Annotated in this window: 14 protein-coding genes and 1 pseudogene; 6 read left to right on the forward strand and 9 right to left on the reverse strand. The window is 72.6% G+C overall.

Annotation, left to right across the window (positions count from 1 at the left end; translation table 11 throughout):
• Positions 1 to 34: 34 nt before the first annotated feature.
• Entirely contained in the window at positions 35 to 2,860 is a 2,826-nt protein-coding gene (locus tag ACF1CT_RS21445) for a penicillin acylase family protein (RefSeq protein ID WP_391785495.1), read from the reverse strand.
• Between the two features lie 227 nt (positions 2,861 to 3,087).
• Between ACF1CT_RS21445 and ACF1CT_RS21450 the strand changes: the two genes are divergently transcribed.
• Positions 3,088 to 3,699 (forward strand): hypothetical protein, encoded by a 612-nt coding sequence (locus ACF1CT_RS21450; RefSeq protein WP_391785496.1) that lies wholly within the window; start codon positions 3,088 to 3,090, stop codon positions 3,697 to 3,699.
• A gap of 113 nt (positions 3,700 to 3,812) precedes the next feature.
• Here ACF1CT_RS21450 and soxR read toward each other — a convergent pair whose 3' ends face one another.
• Complete coding sequence (gene soxR / locus ACF1CT_RS21455; RefSeq protein ID WP_391785497.1) at positions 3,813 to 4,286, reverse strand: redox-sensitive transcriptional activator SoxR; 474 nt, start codon at positions 4,284 to 4,286, stop codon at positions 3,813 to 3,815.
• Between the two features lie 372 nt (positions 4,287 to 4,658).
• Here soxR and ACF1CT_RS21460 point away from each other — a divergent pair, with 372 nt between their 5' ends.
• Positions 4,659 to 5,120: a MaoC family dehydratase gene (locus ACF1CT_RS21460; protein ID WP_391785498.1), complete on the forward strand. Its 462-nt coding sequence runs from the start codon at positions 4,659 to 4,661 to the stop codon at positions 5,118 to 5,120.
• Positions 5,121 to 5,213: 93 nt separating this feature from the next.
• Here ACF1CT_RS21460 and ACF1CT_RS21465 read toward each other — a convergent pair whose 3' ends face one another.
• From ACF1CT_RS21465 to ACF1CT_RS21475, 3 genes are all read right to left on the reverse strand, one after another.
• Positions 5,214 to 5,840 carry a TetR/AcrR family transcriptional regulator gene (locus tag ACF1CT_RS21465; protein ID WP_391785499.1) on the reverse strand — a complete coding sequence of 209 codons (627 nt, stop codon included), beginning with the start codon at positions 5,838 to 5,840 and terminating at the stop codon, positions 5,214 to 5,216.
• A 135-nt stretch (positions 5,841 to 5,975) separates the two neighbouring features.
• A complete protein-coding gene (locus ACF1CT_RS21470) occupies positions 5,976 to 6,266 on the reverse strand; it encodes a YiaA/YiaB family inner membrane protein (protein ID WP_391785500.1) in 291 nt (96 codons plus the stop codon).
• Positions 6,267 to 6,378: 112 nt separating this feature from the next.
• Complete coding sequence (locus ACF1CT_RS21475) at positions 6,379 to 7,530, reverse strand: acyl-CoA dehydrogenase family protein (RefSeq protein WP_391785501.1); 1,152 nt, start codon at positions 7,528 to 7,530, stop codon at positions 6,379 to 6,381.
• Between the two features lie 66 nt (positions 7,531 to 7,596).
• Here ACF1CT_RS21475 and ACF1CT_RS21480 point away from each other — a divergent pair, with 66 nt between their 5' ends.
• From ACF1CT_RS21480 to ppk2, 4 genes are read left to right on the forward strand one after another with little or no spacing between them, the layout of a single operon-like run.
• The gene (locus ACF1CT_RS21480; RefSeq protein ID WP_391785502.1) at positions 7,597 to 8,271 is read left to right on the forward strand and encodes a TetR/AcrR family transcriptional regulator; all 675 of its coding nucleotides are present in this window, start codon (positions 7,597 to 7,599) and stop codon (positions 8,269 to 8,271) included.
• A 15-nt stretch (positions 8,272 to 8,286) separates the two neighbouring features.
• Positions 8,287 to 9,000, forward strand: a complete 714-nt coding sequence (locus tag ACF1CT_RS21485) for an ArsR/SmtB family transcription factor (RefSeq protein WP_391785503.1) — start codon at positions 8,287 to 8,289, stop codon at positions 8,998 to 9,000.
• Positions 9,001 to 9,027: 27 nt separating this feature from the next.
• On the forward strand, positions 9,028 to 10,017 hold the full coding sequence (locus ACF1CT_RS21490) for a DMT family transporter (protein ID WP_391785504.1): 990 nt from the start codon (positions 9,028 to 9,030) through the stop codon (positions 10,015 to 10,017).
• Positions 9,983 to 11,011, forward strand: coding sequence for a polyphosphate kinase 2 (gene ppk2 / locus ACF1CT_RS21495; RefSeq protein ID WP_391785505.1), 1,029 nt, complete (start codon positions 9,983 to 9,985; stop codon positions 11,009 to 11,011). Before ACF1CT_RS21490 ends, ppk2 begins: the two co-directional genes overlap by 35 nt.
• An 84-nt stretch (positions 11,012 to 11,095) precedes the next feature.
• Here ppk2 and ACF1CT_RS21500 read toward each other — a convergent pair whose 3' ends face one another.
• From ACF1CT_RS21500 to ACF1CT_RS21515, 4 genes and pseudogenes are all read right to left on the reverse strand, one after another.
• Complete coding sequence (locus ACF1CT_RS21500) at positions 11,096 to 12,178, reverse strand: Zn-dependent alcohol dehydrogenase (protein ID WP_391785506.1); 1,083 nt, start codon at positions 12,176 to 12,178, stop codon at positions 11,096 to 11,098.
• A gap of 127 nt (positions 12,179 to 12,305) precedes the next feature.
• Positions 12,306 to 13,694, reverse strand: coding sequence for an aldehyde dehydrogenase family protein (locus ACF1CT_RS21505; protein WP_391785507.1), 1,389 nt, complete (start codon positions 13,692 to 13,694; stop codon positions 12,306 to 12,308).
• A gap of 173 nt (positions 13,695 to 13,867) precedes the next feature.
• A pseudogene (locus ACF1CT_RS21510) lies at positions 13,868 to 15,814 on the reverse strand (ABC transporter ATP-binding protein).
• A gap of 97 nt (positions 15,815 to 15,911) precedes the next feature.
• Positions 15,912 to 16,544 (reverse strand): TetR family transcriptional regulator, encoded by a 633-nt coding sequence (locus ACF1CT_RS21515; protein WP_391785587.1) that lies wholly within the window; start codon positions 16,542 to 16,544, stop codon positions 15,912 to 15,914.
• Positions 16,545 to 16,546 lie beyond the last annotated feature (2 nt).

Below are 16,546 nucleotides of genomic sequence, written 5' to 3' on the forward strand. Positions count from 1 at the left end.
CGGATGCCGTCCCTCACCGTCGGAGGGGTGATGCCTACCGGTGGGCGGGGAACTCCACCACCTGCTGGTAGGTCGGGCGGTTCTGCCAGTGCAGGGACTTCTGCGCGATCCCGCCCAGCGGCCGGTGGATGATCGAGTCCGTGCACCACTGGTCGCCGGCCTTGCAGTTGTCGTCGCCGGGGTAGACCTCCGCGGCCGGCTTCGCCGCCGCCCGCTTCAGCGAGGTCAGCAGCGCGTCGCGGCAGCCGGCGAGGTCGCCGCCCCCGCAGTAGGTCCTCGCCAGCGGGCCCTTGACCTGCTGCCCCAGGACCTGGCGCAGGTCCTTGTCCACGAAGCCCCACCAGCCGTACTGGAACGCGGAACCGCTGTGCGCGCCGCTCGGCCCGTGGCTGGCCGCCGGGGACTCGTCGGTGGCGAGGTTGGCGGTGAGCGCCCCGTACAGGTCGTCGCCGAGCCCCGGCCGGAATTCGGCCTCGACGAGCTCCGGCCACCACGCGTCCATGATCCGTACCGCGTCGGCGTAGGTGTAGGCGTGCGAGCCGGCGCTGTTCTCCCTGCGCTGCGATCCGGCCGCCCGCCAGGAATCCAGCTGCTGGACCACACCGTTCAGCTCGGGGTCGGTGACCGGCGCGGACCGGATCACCTTCAGCAGTTCCGGCAGCAGTTGCTCGCCGCGCAGGTCGGTGACGGCGGCCTCGGCCATGGCCCGGGTCAGCGCGGCCCGGGTCACGCCGCCGTCCTCGACCAGCTTCGCCACCCGGTCGTCCAGCAGGTCTCCCCGGTGCACCGCGCCGAGGCCGAAGCCGGCGGCGGAGTACCCCTCGGCCTGCTTGTTGTTCCAGGAGACGTAGTAGTCCTGGCCGCTGGAGTTCGGGTGCTCGGCGAACGGCGTGTACGCGGAGGTGTTGGCGGCCGGGTCGAAGTCCTTCCACTCGTAGGCCTTCTCGGCCCTGATGGGCAGCGCCGGGTCGACGCCCGCCGCGCGCACCGGGTTCATGCCGCTGTTGTAGTAGGCGGCGGTGCGGGAGTCGGCGTAGAACCAGTTGAACGCGTAGTCGATGTTGCTCGCCGCGCGCTGGAACGAGGCGGCGTCCGTGACGTAGTCAGGGTCGTTGAGCATCTGGAAGCCGATGATCGAGTCGGCCTCGTGACGGTAGGTGCTGCGCAGCGAGGTGTACGCGACGGGCTTGCCGCCCACGGTGGCACGGTGGGTCACGACGCCGTAGTTCGTGCGCCGGACCTGCATCCGGTAGGAGCCCTTGGCGGTGGAGTCGGCGACGGTCGGCGTCCAGGAGTTGGTGCGCTCCAGCGTCTCCATGGCGGTGCAGGTGCCCCGGTAGAGGTAGTGCGTGGACTCCTTGGTGGGCGCGGATCCGTCGGGCTCGCACAGCTCGACGGCATAGGTGTCGGTGATGTCCTGCCCGGCCGAGGTCGCGCTCCAGGCGTAGTCCTGGCCGCGCCCCATCTGGATGTACATGCCGACACCGGCGAAGGAGACACCGCGGGCGCTGATGCCGGGGCCCTGGAGCTCCTGGAGCATCATCAGCTGCGGCGCGAAGTACCCGGTCTGCGGGCCGAACACGGCGATCGGGTTCCCGCTCGCCGTGTGCTTGCCGGAGACCAGCAGGGCGTTGGACATGCCCCGCTTCTGGGCGCCGGATCCGGAGCCGGGCAGCGATCCCCCGGGTATGACGCCGTCGTCGAAGAGGCCCTGGGCCTTTTCGAGCGCGGCCGGGGCCTTGACCGGGGTCTTCCGGTCGGTGCCCGCGGAACCGGTGCGGTCGTGGATCAGCTGTTCGGCCGTGACGGACCCGGCGTCGGGCAGCGCGGTGCCGACGGCCTTGTCGGGCTTGCCCGCGTACGGGAACGCGGTGCCGTCGTGGACGGTCAGTACCGTCTCGGGGTCGTTGCGCTGACGGAACGACTCCCAGACCTTCGTCCCCTCGGCGACCCCGTACTTCTGCTGGGCGGAGAGCAGCGAGAGCGCCGCCTGCACCTCCCCGCCGCCACCGCCGCCGAACTGACCGCCGACCACGGAGGCGATCGAGATCAGGTCGGTCAGCTCGAACGGTTTGATCTCGCCGACGTTGGTGATGGCGTCGATCTTGCCGGTGAGCACGTACTCGCCCGGGAAGTAGCGGCCGTTCTTGGACTTCTCGCGGTAGGCGTTGATGCCGTCGACGTAGGCCTGTGCGTCCGCCATGGCCTGTTCGCCGCGGGCACCCTCGTGCGTCCGGATGTAGTCGACCTGGGCTTCGAGGTCCGCCTCGGTGTACGGGGCCTGCGGCCAGAACTGCTGCTCCAGGCCCTGGTTGGCGAGCGCGCCGCCCGCGAACGAGGTGAGTTCGCCGCGACCGATGTGCCGGAAGAGGTCCATCAGCCACAGCCGGTCCTGCCCGGCCGCGTATCCGGCGCCGAACTCGGTGCCGTAGCGGGTGGTGCCCTTGATGTGCGGGACGCCGGAGGCCTTGTCACGGGTGATGGTGACGTCGTCGCGCGGCGAGGTGACGGACTCGACCTGGTTGTCGGGGACGCCGAACGAGGCGTCGTTGAAGAAGTCGGTCAGCTTCTTGTCGGTGAGGGCGGTGTGCCCGGCCACCAGGCCGTTGTAGCGGTCGAGTTGGTCGTCGCTGTGTGCGGGGTGGGTGCCGAACGCCTTGTTGCCGAGGATCTCGACGAGGGTGGCGTTCCCGTTCTCGCCGGGCGGCAGGATGTCGTCGCACTGTCCCTGGCAGTAGTCGGTGGCGGCAGGCCCCGCCGCCGCGGCGCCGGACTGGGGCGCCGCGGCCAGCAGGGTGGTGCCGAGGGCGAGGACCGCCGCCGCGGTGGCGGCTCTGGACATGACGGTGCGTGGGGGCATGCGGGCTCCTCCGAGTGGCCGATGGGCCGGAGGTTACTGGCGGTATGACTCGTCGGTAAGGTGAGCACCAGTCACCTTTTCCGAATCGTCACATGCCGCCGCTCCCGCCTTCCGCCGCGGCGATCCATCTCACATTCCGGACAGACTTGCGCGGCTCGGGATCCGAATCGGGTGCCCATTCGTCTATCGGGTGACGCCGAAGTACGAGCGACGGAGGTGGTGGCGCAATGGCCGGATTCCGAAGTCTTGCGAGACAGGTCCGCGATCCGCGGGGCGACTTGGCGCTGCGAAGGTATTCGCTGCGCAAGTGCCTGGAGCGGTTCGCCCCTTACGGGCACCGGGCGACCTGGGATCATCTGTGCAGGCGGCACGGGATCGAGCCCGAGGACCGCTCCCCCGATCCGGTGCGGCTGGTGCGCGCGCTGGACGAGTTGGAGGCGGCGCGGAACGTCTGGCTCGACTACGAGGCGTCCTTCGCCGCGCGCCGCAGGCGCGAGAAGCACGCGGGGCTGCGCAGGCCCGCCGCGTTCGACGACTGGCACCGGCGCACCTGGGGCGGGAACGGGGTCGCCCGCTGCGCGGACCCGCGCGTGCACCCCGTGGCCCCGCTCGCCGAGGTCCTCGGCCGGCTGATCAACGCCCTGGAGTCGGGGCCGGGCACCGCCTGCCCGGTGTGCACGGGCACCGAGATCGACTGGCAGCCGGACGCGGCGTGCGGCCGGCCGGCCGGTCCCGTCTGCGCGGGGTGCGGAATCCTGGTCCCGCGCCCGGTGCTCACGACCGGGGCACTGTCGAGGGCGCGCAACGCACGGCGCCGGGACCTGGCGTCGGCGGCGTGACGGACGACGCCGTACGTCCGGGGGCGATCGCGGCCCGGCCGGGTGCTCAGGGCCGGCCACCGCCGCCGGACGGGCCACCGACCGTCACGGCCGGCCCGCCGCGACCGGCCGCGCTACGAGCCGTCGGCCGTCGGCCGCTCCGGCAGGAGGCGCGATCCGCTGAGCCACTGGCCGGACACATCGTTCGGGTTGGAGAGCACACAGGTCTCCAACGACAGGCAACCACAGCCGATGCAGTCGGTGAGATGGTCCCGCAATAGCCCCAACTGCGCGATTCTCACGTCCAGTTCGGAGCGCCAGGCCGCGGAGAGCCGCGCCCAGTCGTCACGGTTCGGGGTGCGCTCGTCGGGGAGCTGGGCAAGGGCGTCCCTGATGGTGGCGAGCGGAATACCCACCCGTTGCGCCGCACGGACGAACGCGACCCTGCGCAGCGCGTCCCTGCTGTAGCGGCGTTGGTTGCCGCTGGTGCGGCGGCTCCTGATCAGGCCCTTGGCCTCATAGAAGTGCAGGGCCGAGACCGCGGCTCCGCTGCGCGCGGAGAGCTGGCCGACCGTGAGTTCCTGAAGTGTCTGTGGAATCTGGGGCACTCCTCCCACCCTACGACCCGGGCCACGTTCATCGGCGGCGTTGTCGAGAACCGCCGCCGACACGGTCCGTCGTTGACAGCGACGCACCCGCCAACCATGCTGAGCAAGCGCTTACGAGCTGGGGAGCCATAGGGGTGGAGCAGTGAGCGGCATCCTGCGGCTTCTTTGATCCGAGGCGGCGGAGGGAGTGAGGGCGGGGTCCTCGCGACCGGCGGCAACGCGGGAGGCGGAGCCGCAGGACGCCGCGAGCCCGCCCTCCCTTGCTCCCCAGCTCGTCAGGGCGTGGCGGAGGCGCGTCCGCCGCGCCGGAACCCCCGCCCGGGGGCGCACGACTCCGGATGGCCGAGAGCGGGAAGGGCAGGAACCAGGGACATGGCAGAGCCGAGGATCTTCACGTCCGCGCAGGAGCTGCGCGACGCGGTGGGCGAGCAGTTGGGGCACAGCGAGTGGCTGGAGGTCGACCAGAAGAGGATCGACCTCTTCGCCGAGGCCACCGGTGACCATCAGTGGATCCACGTGGACCCGGAGCGGGCGGCGACCGGACCGTTCGGGACCACCATCGCGCACGGCTATCTCACGCTCTCGCTGCTGCCGGCCCTCGTGCCGCAGGTCATGCGGGTCGAGGGCATGAAGATGGGGATCAACTACGGCACGAACAAGGTCCGTTTCCCCTCCATCGTGCCCGTGGGCTCCCGGCTGCGCGCGACGGCCGCGCTGCGCGACGTCGAAGAGGCCGGGGGCGGTGTCCAGGTCACCGCGGTCGTCACGGTCGAGCGGGAGGGCGGCGACAAGCCGGTGTGCGTGGCCGAGTCGGTGTCCCGCTACTACTTCTGAGCGTCGCGGCTCCCGGCCGCCGCCGGGCGCGGCACGAACGGGACACTCCGTCCGGCGGCTCGCCCCCAAACCGGGTGCCGCGAACGGCCGCCGCTACCGCTCGGCGGCGACCATGCGGAGCACGAGGCCGGCGTAGAGTTCGCCGACCTCGTCCGGCGTCCGGCTGCCCCGCGCGTTGAACCACCGCGCCACGTCGATGCAGAGCGAGAGCACCGCGAGCGTGGTGCCCGGGACGTCGGGGACGTCGAACTCCCCGGTCCGCACGCCGTCGCCGATGATCCGGCGCACCACCGCGTCGCTCCTGCGGCGCAGCTCGACGATCTCGGCCCGGTGCTCCTCGCCGAGCGCGTCGAGCTCGTACTGGACCACGCGGGCCGTGGTGTGCCGCTCGGCGTGCCAGCGGACGAAGGAGCGCACGGCCTCGGTCAGCCGCTCGGCGGCGGTGCCGTCCCCGTCGGCCGCGGCCCGGAGCACGGACAGGGCGCGGTCGTGACCGATCCTGCTGATCCGGTGGAGCAGCTCTTCCTTCGTCCGGTAGTGGATGTAGAGCGCGGCGGGGCTCATCCCCGCCCGGCCGGCGATGTCACGGGTGGTGGTGGCGTGGTAGCCGCGCTCGGCGAAGGCGTCGACGGCGGCGACGAGGAGCCGCCTGGCCGCCTCCGGTGTCACCTCGGCCCACGGCGAACCGTCGCCGTCGGTCTCCTCCTCCGCCGTGCTCATGATCACTCGCCCCTCTCGTCACCAGGACGAACACCATACCCCGAAGCTGAGCAAGCGCTTAGGGCCTTGCGCGCGGATCATGCCGGGCTCCGGGCCCGCGCCGGTGCCGCCCGGGGCCCGCGGCACGGGATCGGCTCAGAGCTTCTGGAAGGGGTCGTGCTCGGCGAGGATCTTCTCCAGCCGGGCCTGGTCGACGCGGCTCACGAGCTGCCCCGCCTCCTGCCGGTCCCGGACCACCTTGGCCAGGGTGAAGCAGGAGGTGACGAGGTAGAGGACGCCGATCGCGAGGAATCCACGGACCCAGGCGTCGGCGTCCAGGAAGAAGATGCCGAAGGCCACCGCGGCGATCGCCACCCCGAAGGACGCGACGGCCTGACCGTAGAAGGCGGCGGTGCTCTGCTGCTTGACCGAGGGTGTGTCACTCATGCCGCCCAGCATCGAACGACGTGGCGTACGCCACATCCGTCCGCGTACTCAGCTCGTACTCAGACTCCCGTTCGACAGGCGGGCGGAGTCACGAAAGGCCCCGCGGCGGGACTCAGAAGGCGGAGATCCCCGTGAGAGCACGGCCGATGATGAGCTTCTGGATCTGGCTGGTGCCCTCGCACAGCGTCATCACGCGGGCGTCGCGCAGCAGTTTGCCGACCGGGTACTCGTCGATGTAGCCGTAGCCGCCGAAGACCTGGAGGGCGTTGTTGGCGGCGCGGACGGCGGCCTCGGAGGCGAAGAGCTTCGCCGTGGACGCGGCGGTGGCGAACTCCTCGCCCCGGTCGATCAGGTCGGCCACCCGCCAGGTCAGCAGCCGGGCGGCGTCGACGTCGACGGAGATGTCGCTGATGAGTTCCTGGACGAGCTGGTGACTCGCGATGGGCCTGCCGAACTGCTCGCGCTCGCCCGCGTACGTCACGGCGGCGTCGAGGGCGGCCTGCGCGATGCCGACGCAGCCCGCCGCGACCGACATCCGCCCCTTGGTGAGCGCCGACATGGCGACGGAGAAGCCCTTGCCCTCCGGGCCCATCAGCGCCGACGCGGGTACCCGCACATCCTCCAGGACCAGTTCCGCGGTGGCCTGGCCGCGCAGCCCGAGCTTTCCGCGGATGGCGCGACGGCCGAGGCCCGGGGTGTCCGCGGGAACCAGGAAGGCGGACACCCCCCGGTGACCGGGGGCGTCGCCGGTGCGGGCGAAGAGCAGCACCACGTCGGCCCAGGTGCCGTTGGTGATGAACATCTTGCTGCCGTTGATGACGTACGAGCCGCCGTCGCGAACGGCCCTCGTCGCCAGGTTCCCGGCGTCCGAGCCCGTGCCCGGTTCGGTGAGGCCGAAGCAGCCGATCGCCTCGCCGGCGGTCAGCCTCGGCAGCCAGTACCGCTTCTGCTCCTCGTCGCCCCAGGCCGCGACGGTCTTGGCGACCAGCCCGAGGGAGACGGAGACGATGCCGCGGACCGAGGAGTCGCCGCGGCCCAGCTCCTCGGTGACCAGGCAGTAGGAGAGGTGGTCGCCGCCGGAGCCGCCGTACTCCTCGGGGACGGTCAGGCCGAGGAAGCCGACGGAGGCGAGCTTCCTCACGATCGACCTGTCGACGTCCTCGGACCGGTCCCACGCCACGACATGGGGGGTGACCTCCCTGGCGACGAAGTCCCGGGCGAGCCGCCGGACCGCCTCCTGCTCCTCGCTGAGCCCCAGGTCCATCCCGCACCGCCTCCCCTCATTAATTAGCACTGCTAGTTTTTGGTTGGCAGCCCTACTATGTGCCGCATGGCACGACCGCGCAAGCCCCTCCTCAGCAGAGACCGCATCGTCCGGGCGGCGGGCGCGCTCGTGGACTCCGAGGGGCTCGACGCCGTCTCCACCCGCCGGCTCGCCGCCGAACTCGGGGTCAGCGGGCCCTCGTTGTACAACCACTTCCGCAACAAGGACGAGATCCTGGACGCCGTCGCGGACACGGTGTCCGCCCAGGTCGACCTGTCGATGTTCGACGCGGCGGACAGCCGTGACTGGCGGGCCGCCCTGCACGACTGGGCCGTGTCCTACCGCGCGGCGCTCAGCGCGCATCCGCACATCGTTCCGGTGCTCGCCCGGGGTCCGGGCCGCCGCCCGGCCGGTCTGCGGGTCGCCGACGCGGTGTTCGGCGCGATGGTCGACGCGGGCTGGCCGCCCGCCCGGGCCACGCACATCGGTGCCCTGATGCGCTACTTCATCACCGGCTCGGCCCTCGGCTCCTTCGCCCGCGGCTTCGTCGACGACGAGACGGCGTACGACCCGGCCGACTACCCGCACCTCGGACAGGCCCATCTGCTCGCCGAACGCCGTCAGCAGGTCGACGACGGAGCGTTCGAGACCGGGTTGCGGGCGCTGCTCGACGGTCTCTCCCTCCAGTACGGGGAGCTCGCGCGGCCGGGGACGCTTCGGCCGCGGCCGAAGCGTCCCTGACGCATCCTGGAAGGTATGGCACACCCCGATCCGGCCGCGCCCCGGCTCGCCGCCCTGGCCGCGCTGCTCGCCGACGACACCCGTGCGGCCTTCTGCCTGGCCCTGCTCGACGGCCGCGCCTGGACCGCGGGCGAGCTGGCCCGGCACGCCTCGGTGGCGCCGTCCACCGCCAGCGAGCATCTCGGCAAGCTCGTCGCGGGCGGGCTGCTGGCCGAGGAACGCCAGGGCCGCCACCGCTATCTGCGGCTCGCCGACGAACGGGCCGCGCACCTCGTCGAGGACCTGGCGGCCCGGGTCGTCCCCGCTTCCCGCGCCGGAGCGCCGCGCTCCCTGGGCGCGGCGGGCGCCGACAGCGCGCTGGCCCGCGGCCGCACCTGTTACGACCACCTCGCCGGCCGGATCGGCATCGCGATCACGGACGCCATGTCCGCGCGCGGCCTGCTGGAACGGGACACCGGTTTCGCGCTCACCCCCGACGGCGTCGGCTGGTTCACGGACCTGGGCATCGTCCTGGAGCCGCGGTCACGGCGTCCGCTGGTACGAGGCTGTCTCGACTGGACCGAGCGCAGGCCGCACCTGGCCGGGCTCGCGGGTGCCGCGCTGTGCCGTCACGCGCTGGACGCCCGGTGGTGCGTCCGGATCGGGACGGGACGAGCGGTGCGGGCGACCGCCGCCGGGGAGCGGGCGCTGCGCGAACACCTCGGCATCGAGCCGTCCATGCTTCGGTGAGGACCGAAGCGTCCCGGCCCTACGTTCATGGCCATGACGACGAACTCCGAGACGGCGGCCAGGACCGTGCCCCGTCGTGACGGGCGGGCCACCGCCGCCGCCTGCACCACCGTCCTGCTGTGGGCCTCCGCCTTCGTCTCCATCCGCAGCGCGGGCGCGGCCTACTCGCCCGGCGCACTCGCGCTCGGCCGGCTGCTCGCGGGCTCGCTGGCACTCGGCACGCTCGTACTGCTGAGGCGCGAGGGGTTTCCGCCGAGGGCCGCGTGGCCGGGAATCCTGTGGTCCGGGCTGCTCTGGTTCGGCCTCTACACCGTGGTGCTCAACCGGGCCGAGCGGCTGGTCGACGCGGGCACGGCGGCGATGGTGGTGAACATCGGCCCGTTGCTCATCGCCCTGCTGGGTGCCCGCGTGCTCGGTGAGGCACTGCCGAGGAGGCTGCTGGCGGGCATGGCGGTGTCGTTCGCGGGGGCCGTCGTGGTCGGTCTGTCGATGTCGGGGAACGACGACGCCTCGGTGCCGGGGGTGGGGCTCTGTGTCCTGGCGGCGGTGGCGTACGCGGCCGGGGTGGTCGGCCAGAAGCCCGCGCTGCGGCACGGCTCGGCCCTGCAGGTCACCACGTTCGGGTGTCTGGTGGGCACCGTGGGCTGTCTGCCGTTCTCCGGATCGCTGGTCTCCGAGGCCGCCGGGGCGCCCCTGTCGGCCACGCTGAACATGGTCTACCTGGGGCTCTTCCCGACCGCGCTGGCGTTCACCACCTGGGCCCACGCGCTCGCCCGGACCACCGCGGGGCGGATGGGCGCCACCACCTACGCGGTGCCCGCGCTGGTGGTGGCGATGTCCTGGCTGCTGCTGGGCGAGGTGCCCGCCCCGCTCGCGGTCGTCGGCGGTGTGCTCTGCCTGGCCGGGGTGGCGGTCTCCCGGATGCGTCCGCAGACTGGCCTGACGCAGAGGAGCCCGGCACAGCCGTCAGAAGGACGCCGACATGACGCGGAGCGCGAAGCAGCCGACCGGCCGTAGCCGGGCGGGGAAGAAACGGACCCCCGCCCGGGGCACCGCACCGGACGCCCTCGCCGAAGCGGCCCGCCACGGCGGCCCCGGACTGCACGGCTACGGCGTGGTCGACAGCGGCGACGACGATCCGGTGCTGGTGACGCCCGAGGGCCGGGCCCGGGACGCCTGGCGCGAGGACTACCCGTATCCGAACAAGCTCGGCCGCAGGGCGTACGAGAAGTCCAAGCGCTCCCTCCAGATCGAACTGCTCAAGCTCCAGTACTGGGTGAAGGAGCACGGCGAGCGCATCGTCATCCTCTTCGAGGGGCGCGACGCCGCGGGCAAGGGCGGCACGATCAAGCGCTTCACCGAGCACCTCAACCCGCGCGGCGCGCGCGTGGTCGCGCTGGAGAAGCCCACCGAACGCGAGCGCACACAGTGGTACTTCCAGCGGTACACGGCTCATCTGCCGTCCGCCGGAGAGATCGTGCTGTTCGACCGGTCCTGGTACAACCGGGCGGGGGTGGAGCGGGTGATGGGCTTCTGCACCACCCGCGAGTACCTCGAATTCATGCACCAGGCACCGGGGTTCGAGCGGATGCTCGCCCGGGACGGCATCCATCTGGTGAAGTTCTGGTTCTCGGTCTCGCGCAACGAGCAGCGCAACCGGTTCATGATCCGGCAGATCGATCCGGTGCGGCAGTGGAAACTCAGCCCGGTCGACCTCGCCTCGCTGGACAAGTGGGACGCGTACACCGAGGCGAAGGAGCTGATGCTGTTCCACACGGACACGGCGGACGCGCCCTGGACGGTGGTGAAGAGCAACGACAAGAAGCGGGCCCGGCTGGAGGCGATCCGGCACGTGCTGCACCGCTTCGACTACCCGGACAAAGACGCCGACGTGGTCGGCGAGCCGGACCCGCTGGTCGTCGGCCCGGCCTCCCGGCTCTTCGAGCGCGGCGAGATGGACGCCCGGCTGCTCACCACCGAACGGTCGACGGACGCGCCACCGCCCGCGTGAGCGCCGACGGGCCCCGGGCCGGTGCCCGGGGCGCCGAGGCCCGCCGACGGCCGGTCCCCCGCACACGGGGCCGGACCGGCCGGCCTACGGGAAGACCACGAGCGCACGGCCTCCCCGGCCCTCGGCCATGCGGGCGAAGGCGGCCGGGACGGACGCCAGGCCGATCCGTTCGGTGACCATCATGGAGAGGTCGAACCGGCCCGCCCGGATGTGCTCGGCGAGGACCGGCAGATCGCGGGCCGGGTCGCTGTTCCCGTACACGCAGCCGGTCAGCGACCGGCCCCAGTGGAAGATCTCCAGGGCGTTGAAGGACACCTGCTGGTCCTTGCCGCCGATACCGACGACCGTGGTGCGTCCGCCGCGCCGGGTGGCGTCCCAGGCGGCCCGGATGGTGACGGGGCGCCCGACGCACTCGATCGCGACGTCCGCGCCCAGCCCGCCGGTGAGCTTGCGGACCGCGCGGGCGGTGGTGTCGGAGGCGATCACGTAGTCGGTGGCGCCCGCCCTCCGGGCGAGTTCCTCCTTCTCCGGCGACACGTCGACGGCGATGATCTTCGCGGCGCCCGCGATCCGGGCGGACTGGAGCACCGCGAGGCCCACACCGCCGACGCCGAGCACGACGACGGTCTCACCGGCCCGGACCCGGGCACTGTGATGCACCGCGCCGTACCCGGTGAGGACCGCGCAGCCGAGCAGCGCGGCGTCGGTGAGCGGCACCCCCTCCGGTGCGGGCAGCACGCAGTTCGCGGCGACGACCGTCTCCTCGGCGAACGCGGCCACGTTCAGGCCGGGGTGGAGTTCGGTGCCGTCGGCGGTACGGCCGTGGACACCGGCCGCGCCGGCCAGGGCGTCGGCGCAGAGCCAGACCTCACCGATCCCGCAGTGGTGGCAACTCCCGCAGGAGGGAGCCCAGTTCAGGATCACGGCGTCGCCGGACCGGACATGGGCGACCCCCTCCCCGACCGCGACCACGGTGCCCGAGCCCTCGTGGCCGAGGACGGCGGGGACGGGCACCCGCATGGTGCCGTCGGACAGCGAGAGGTCGGAGTGGCAGACACCGGCGGCGGCGAGCCGGACCCTCACCCGGCCGGGGCCGGGCTCCGGCAGTTCGATGTCGGTGATCTCCAGCGGGGCTCCGACGGCGGGCAGTACGGCGGCACGGACCACGAATGGGCTCCTTGACGGTCGGCGGCGGGACGGGCGGGAACGGGACGCGGCACGACGGCCGGGGACGGCCGGCCCGCCAAAACCGGTGAGGTCCGGCCGGCCCGGGCGTCCGGGGCATCGGAGCCCGTCAGAACTGGAGGGACTTGGTCTGGAGGTACTCGGCGAGGCCGTGCGCACCGAGTTCTCGCCCGACACCGGACTGCTTGTAGCCGCCGAACGGCGCCAGTGGGTTGAACCGGCCGCCGTTGATGTCGACCTGTCCGGTGTCCATCCGGCGGGCGAACGCCACCGCCTCGGCGTCGTCACCGGCCCATACCGCCCCCGCCAGTCCGTACACGGTGCCGTTGGCGATGCGCAGGGCGTCGTCCTCGTCCTCGTAGCGGATGACCGAGACGACGGGGCCGAAGATCTCCTCCTGGGCGATGGTCATCTCCGGGGTGACGTCGGCGAAGACGGTGGGGCTGACGAAGTAGCCCCGCTCGCGCGGGGCCTCGGGCCCGCCCGCGACGAGGCGCGCGCCCTGCGCCACCCCCTTCTCGATGTAGCCGCGCACCCGTGTGCGCTGCCCGGCGTTGACGAGGGGGCCGATGCGGTCGGCGTACGTGGCGGCGGCCTCCGCGGCGAGGGCGACCGCCTCGTCGTACCGGGAGGTGTGCACGAGCATGCGGGTCCAGGCGCTGCACGTCTGGCCGGAGTTGCCCATGACGTTCGCGACACCGGCGGCCACGGCCCGGGCGAGGTCGGCGCTCGGCAGGATGACATTGGCGGACTTCCCCCCGAGTTCGAGGGCGACGCGCTTGACGGCGGCACCTGCCGCGGCGCCGATCCGCCTGCCGACCGCGGTGGAGCCGGTGAAGGAGACGAGGTCGACGCCCGGATGCTCGGCCAGCGCCTGCCCGGCGACCGGGCCGACGCCGGTGACCAGGTTGAACACCCCTGCGGGGACGCCCGCCCCGTGGACCGCCTCGGCGAAGAGCTGGGCGGTCAGCGGGGTGTCCTCGGCGGGCTTGAGGACGATCGTGCAGCCGGCCGCGAGCGCGGGGGCGACCTTGGCGACGATCTGGTGCAGCGGGTAGTTCCACGGCGTGATCGCCCCGACCACGCCGACCGGCTCGGCGTGGACGACCGAGTTGCCGATCTTCTCCTCGAAGGGGTACGAGGCGGCGAGCTCGGCGTACGAACCGGCCACCGCGATCGGCAGGGCCGCGTGCACCGCCCGGGAGAACCGCGGGGGCGCGCCGAGTTCGGCGGTGACGGTGGCCGTGATCTCGTCCACGCGGGCGGCGAGGGCGTCGCGCAGGGCCGCGATCCTCGCGGCGCGCTCGGCGGGCGGGGTGGCCGCCCAGGCCGTCAGCGCCCCGCGCGCGGCGGCCACGGCGGCGTCGACGTCCTCGGCGCCGCCCGCCGGGACATGGGCGATGACCTGCTCGCTCACCGGATCGAGCACCGCGATGGTGTCCGTGCCGACGGCGGGCCGCCACGCGCCGCCGATGTACATGCCGTCGTGGGCCTTCATCGCGTTCCTCCCGGGATGCCGTCGTCGCGGCGTCGTGGTCCGCACCCAAACTAGCGGTGTTAGTTTTTTGGCGCCAGGGTCCGCCGCCACGGCTCCCGGCACGACGCCACCGGGCCCAATCCCCTTCGCACCGCTCCGCGCCGCTCCGGGCCGTACCGGCAGCGCCCCGCCCGTCAGCCGAGCCCCGCGGGCTCCGTTCCGAGGTCGCCCGACCGGGCGCTCACGGGGTCCGGATTCACGGACTCAGGGCCCGTGGACTCGGAGTCCGCGAACTGCGTGCGGTACAGCTCCTCATACCTGCCGCCCGCGGCCAGCAGTTGGTCGTGGGTGCCGCGCTCCACGATCCGTCCGTCCTCCACCACCAGGATGAGGTCGGCGGCCCGCACGGTGGACAGCCGGTGGGCGATCACGACCGCGGTGCGCCCGGCGAGCGCTTCGGTGAGGGCCTCCTGGACGGCTGCCTCGGAGGTGTTGTCCAGGTGGGCGGTGGCCTCGTCGAGGATGACGACGCGCTGACGTGCCAGCAGCAGCCGGGCGATGGTCAGCCGCTGGCGTTCGCCGCCGGAGAGCCGGTAGCCGCGTTCGCCGACGACGGTGTCGAGCCCGTCGGGCAGCGAGGCGACCAGCCCGTCCAGCCGTGAGCGGCGCAGCGCGTCCCAGAGGTCCTCCTCGGCGGCGTCGGGCCGGGCCAGCAGGAGGTTCGCACGGACCGACTCGTGGAAGAGGTGGCCGTCCTGGGTGACCATGCCGAGGGTGTCGCGCAGCGTGTCGGCGGACAGGTCGCGCACGTCGATGCCCCCGATGCGCACCGCGCCCTCGTCGGTGTCGTACAGGCGCGGCAGCAGTTGCGCGATGGTCGACTTGCCCGCGCCGGAGGAGCCGACGAGCGCCACGGTCCGGCCGGGTTCGGCGCGGAACGAGATGCCGCGCAGCACCTCGCCGCCGTCACGGGTGTCCAGTGTCGCGACGTCCTCCAGCGAGGCGAGGGAGACCTTGTCCGCGGACGGGTAGCCGAACCGCACCCGGTCGAACTCCACGGACACCGGGCCCTCGGGAACGGTCCGCGCGTCGGGCTTCTGGTCGATCAGGGGCCTGAGGTCCAGGACTTCGAAGACCCGCTCGAAGCTGACCAGGGCGCTCATCACCTCGACGCGGGCCCCGGCGAGCGCGGTGAGCGGTGCGTACAGCCGGGTCAGGAGCAGGGCGAGGGCGACGACCGCGCCCGCGTCCAGCCGCCCGCGTAGCGCGTAGAACCCGCCGAGCCCGTAGACCAGGGCGAGCGCCAGTGCCGACACCAGGGTGAGGGCGGTGATGAACGCGGACTGGGCCATGGCCGTGCGCACCCCGATGTCACGGACCCGGCCCGCCCTGGCGGCGAACTCGGCGGACTCGTCGGCGGGCCTGCCGAAGAGCTTGATCAGCGTGGCGCCGGGGGCGGAGAAGCGCTCGGTCATCCGGGTCCCCATCGCGGCGTTGTGGGCCGCGGCCTCCCGCTGGAGTCTCGCCATCCGGGCGCCCATCCGGCGCGCGGGCAGCACGAACACCGGCAGCAGCACCAGCGCCAGCACGGTGATCTACCAGGAGATGGAGAGCATGACCCCGAGGGTGAGGAGCAGGGTCACCACATTGCTGACGACGCCGGACAGCGTGTTGCTGAAGGCGCGCTGGGCGCCGATGACGTCGTTGTTGAGGCGGCTGACGAGCGCGCCGGTGCGGGTTCGGGTGAAGAACGCGACCGGCATCCGCTGCACATGGTCGAAGACCGCGGTGCGCAGGTCGAGGATCAGTCCCTCGCCGAGGTTGGCCGAGAGCCAGCGGCCGGTCAGGCCGAGCGCCGCCTCCGCGAGGGCGATCGCGGCGATGAGCAGGGACAGACGGACCACGGTTCCGGTGTCCCCGCCGGTCACGATGGTGTTGACGACGCGGCCGGCGAGTACGGGGGTGGCGACCGCGAGCAGCGCCGTCCCCACGCTCAGGACCAGGAACAGGGCGACCCGGCGCCGGTGCGGGCGGGCGAACGCGGCGATGCGCCGCAGGGTGGCCCGCTCGAAGGGGCGTCGGTCCTGTTGTGCGTTCATGACGTTGTGGAGCTGCGTCCACGCTGTGGCTTCCATGCTCATGACGGGAACGTACGACCTCCAGTGGACTTGAGGTCAACGATCGGCCCGGCCCACACCTCCGCGGCCCCCGATCGGCACCGGAATCCGGCGCCCGGGGTCAGTCCAGGACCCGCGCGAGGTACGCCCGGAGCAGGACGCGGGTCTCCGCGACGACGGCGGCGTCCCCCGACGGGTCGGTGCGGAAGGCGAGGCGCAGGAGCGCGTCCGTGGCCTCGACACAGACCAGGACGGTCCGGAGCAGGTCCTCGTCGGCGGTACGGCCGAGGTGCCCGGAGAGGAGACCGGCGAGACGGCCCGCGACCCGCTGGTTGGCGTCGGCCGCCGGGTCGTCGTCCGGTGCGGGCGCGGGTGCGGGTGCGCCGAAGTCGACGAGGGCGAACCCGGCGACGGTCCGCTTCATCGCCAGGTACTCGTCCAGGACGGCGTCGATCGCGCTGCGCCAGTCGGCCGCCGGGATGTCGGCGAGGCGGCCGGTGACGCGTTCCGCGTAGCTGTCCAGGTTGCGCCGCGCGAGCGCGTCGGCCAGCGCGCGCTTGTTGGAGAAGAACCGGTACACGGAGCCGATGGGAACCCCCGCGCGGACGGCGACGGCCCGGGTGGACAACTGCTCGTAGCCGGTCTCGTCGAGGAGTTCCGCGCAGGCGTCGAGTATCCGGGCGAGCCGTTCGGCGCTGCGCTGCTGCACCGGGGCGCGGCGGAGGCTGGTGTTCTCGTGGGGCACGGGCTCCATCA

The sequence above is a fragment of the Streptomyces sp. NPDC014734 genome, from assembly GCF_043083325.1.
GTDB lineage: Bacteria > Actinomycetota > Actinomycetes > Streptomycetales > Streptomycetaceae > Streptomyces.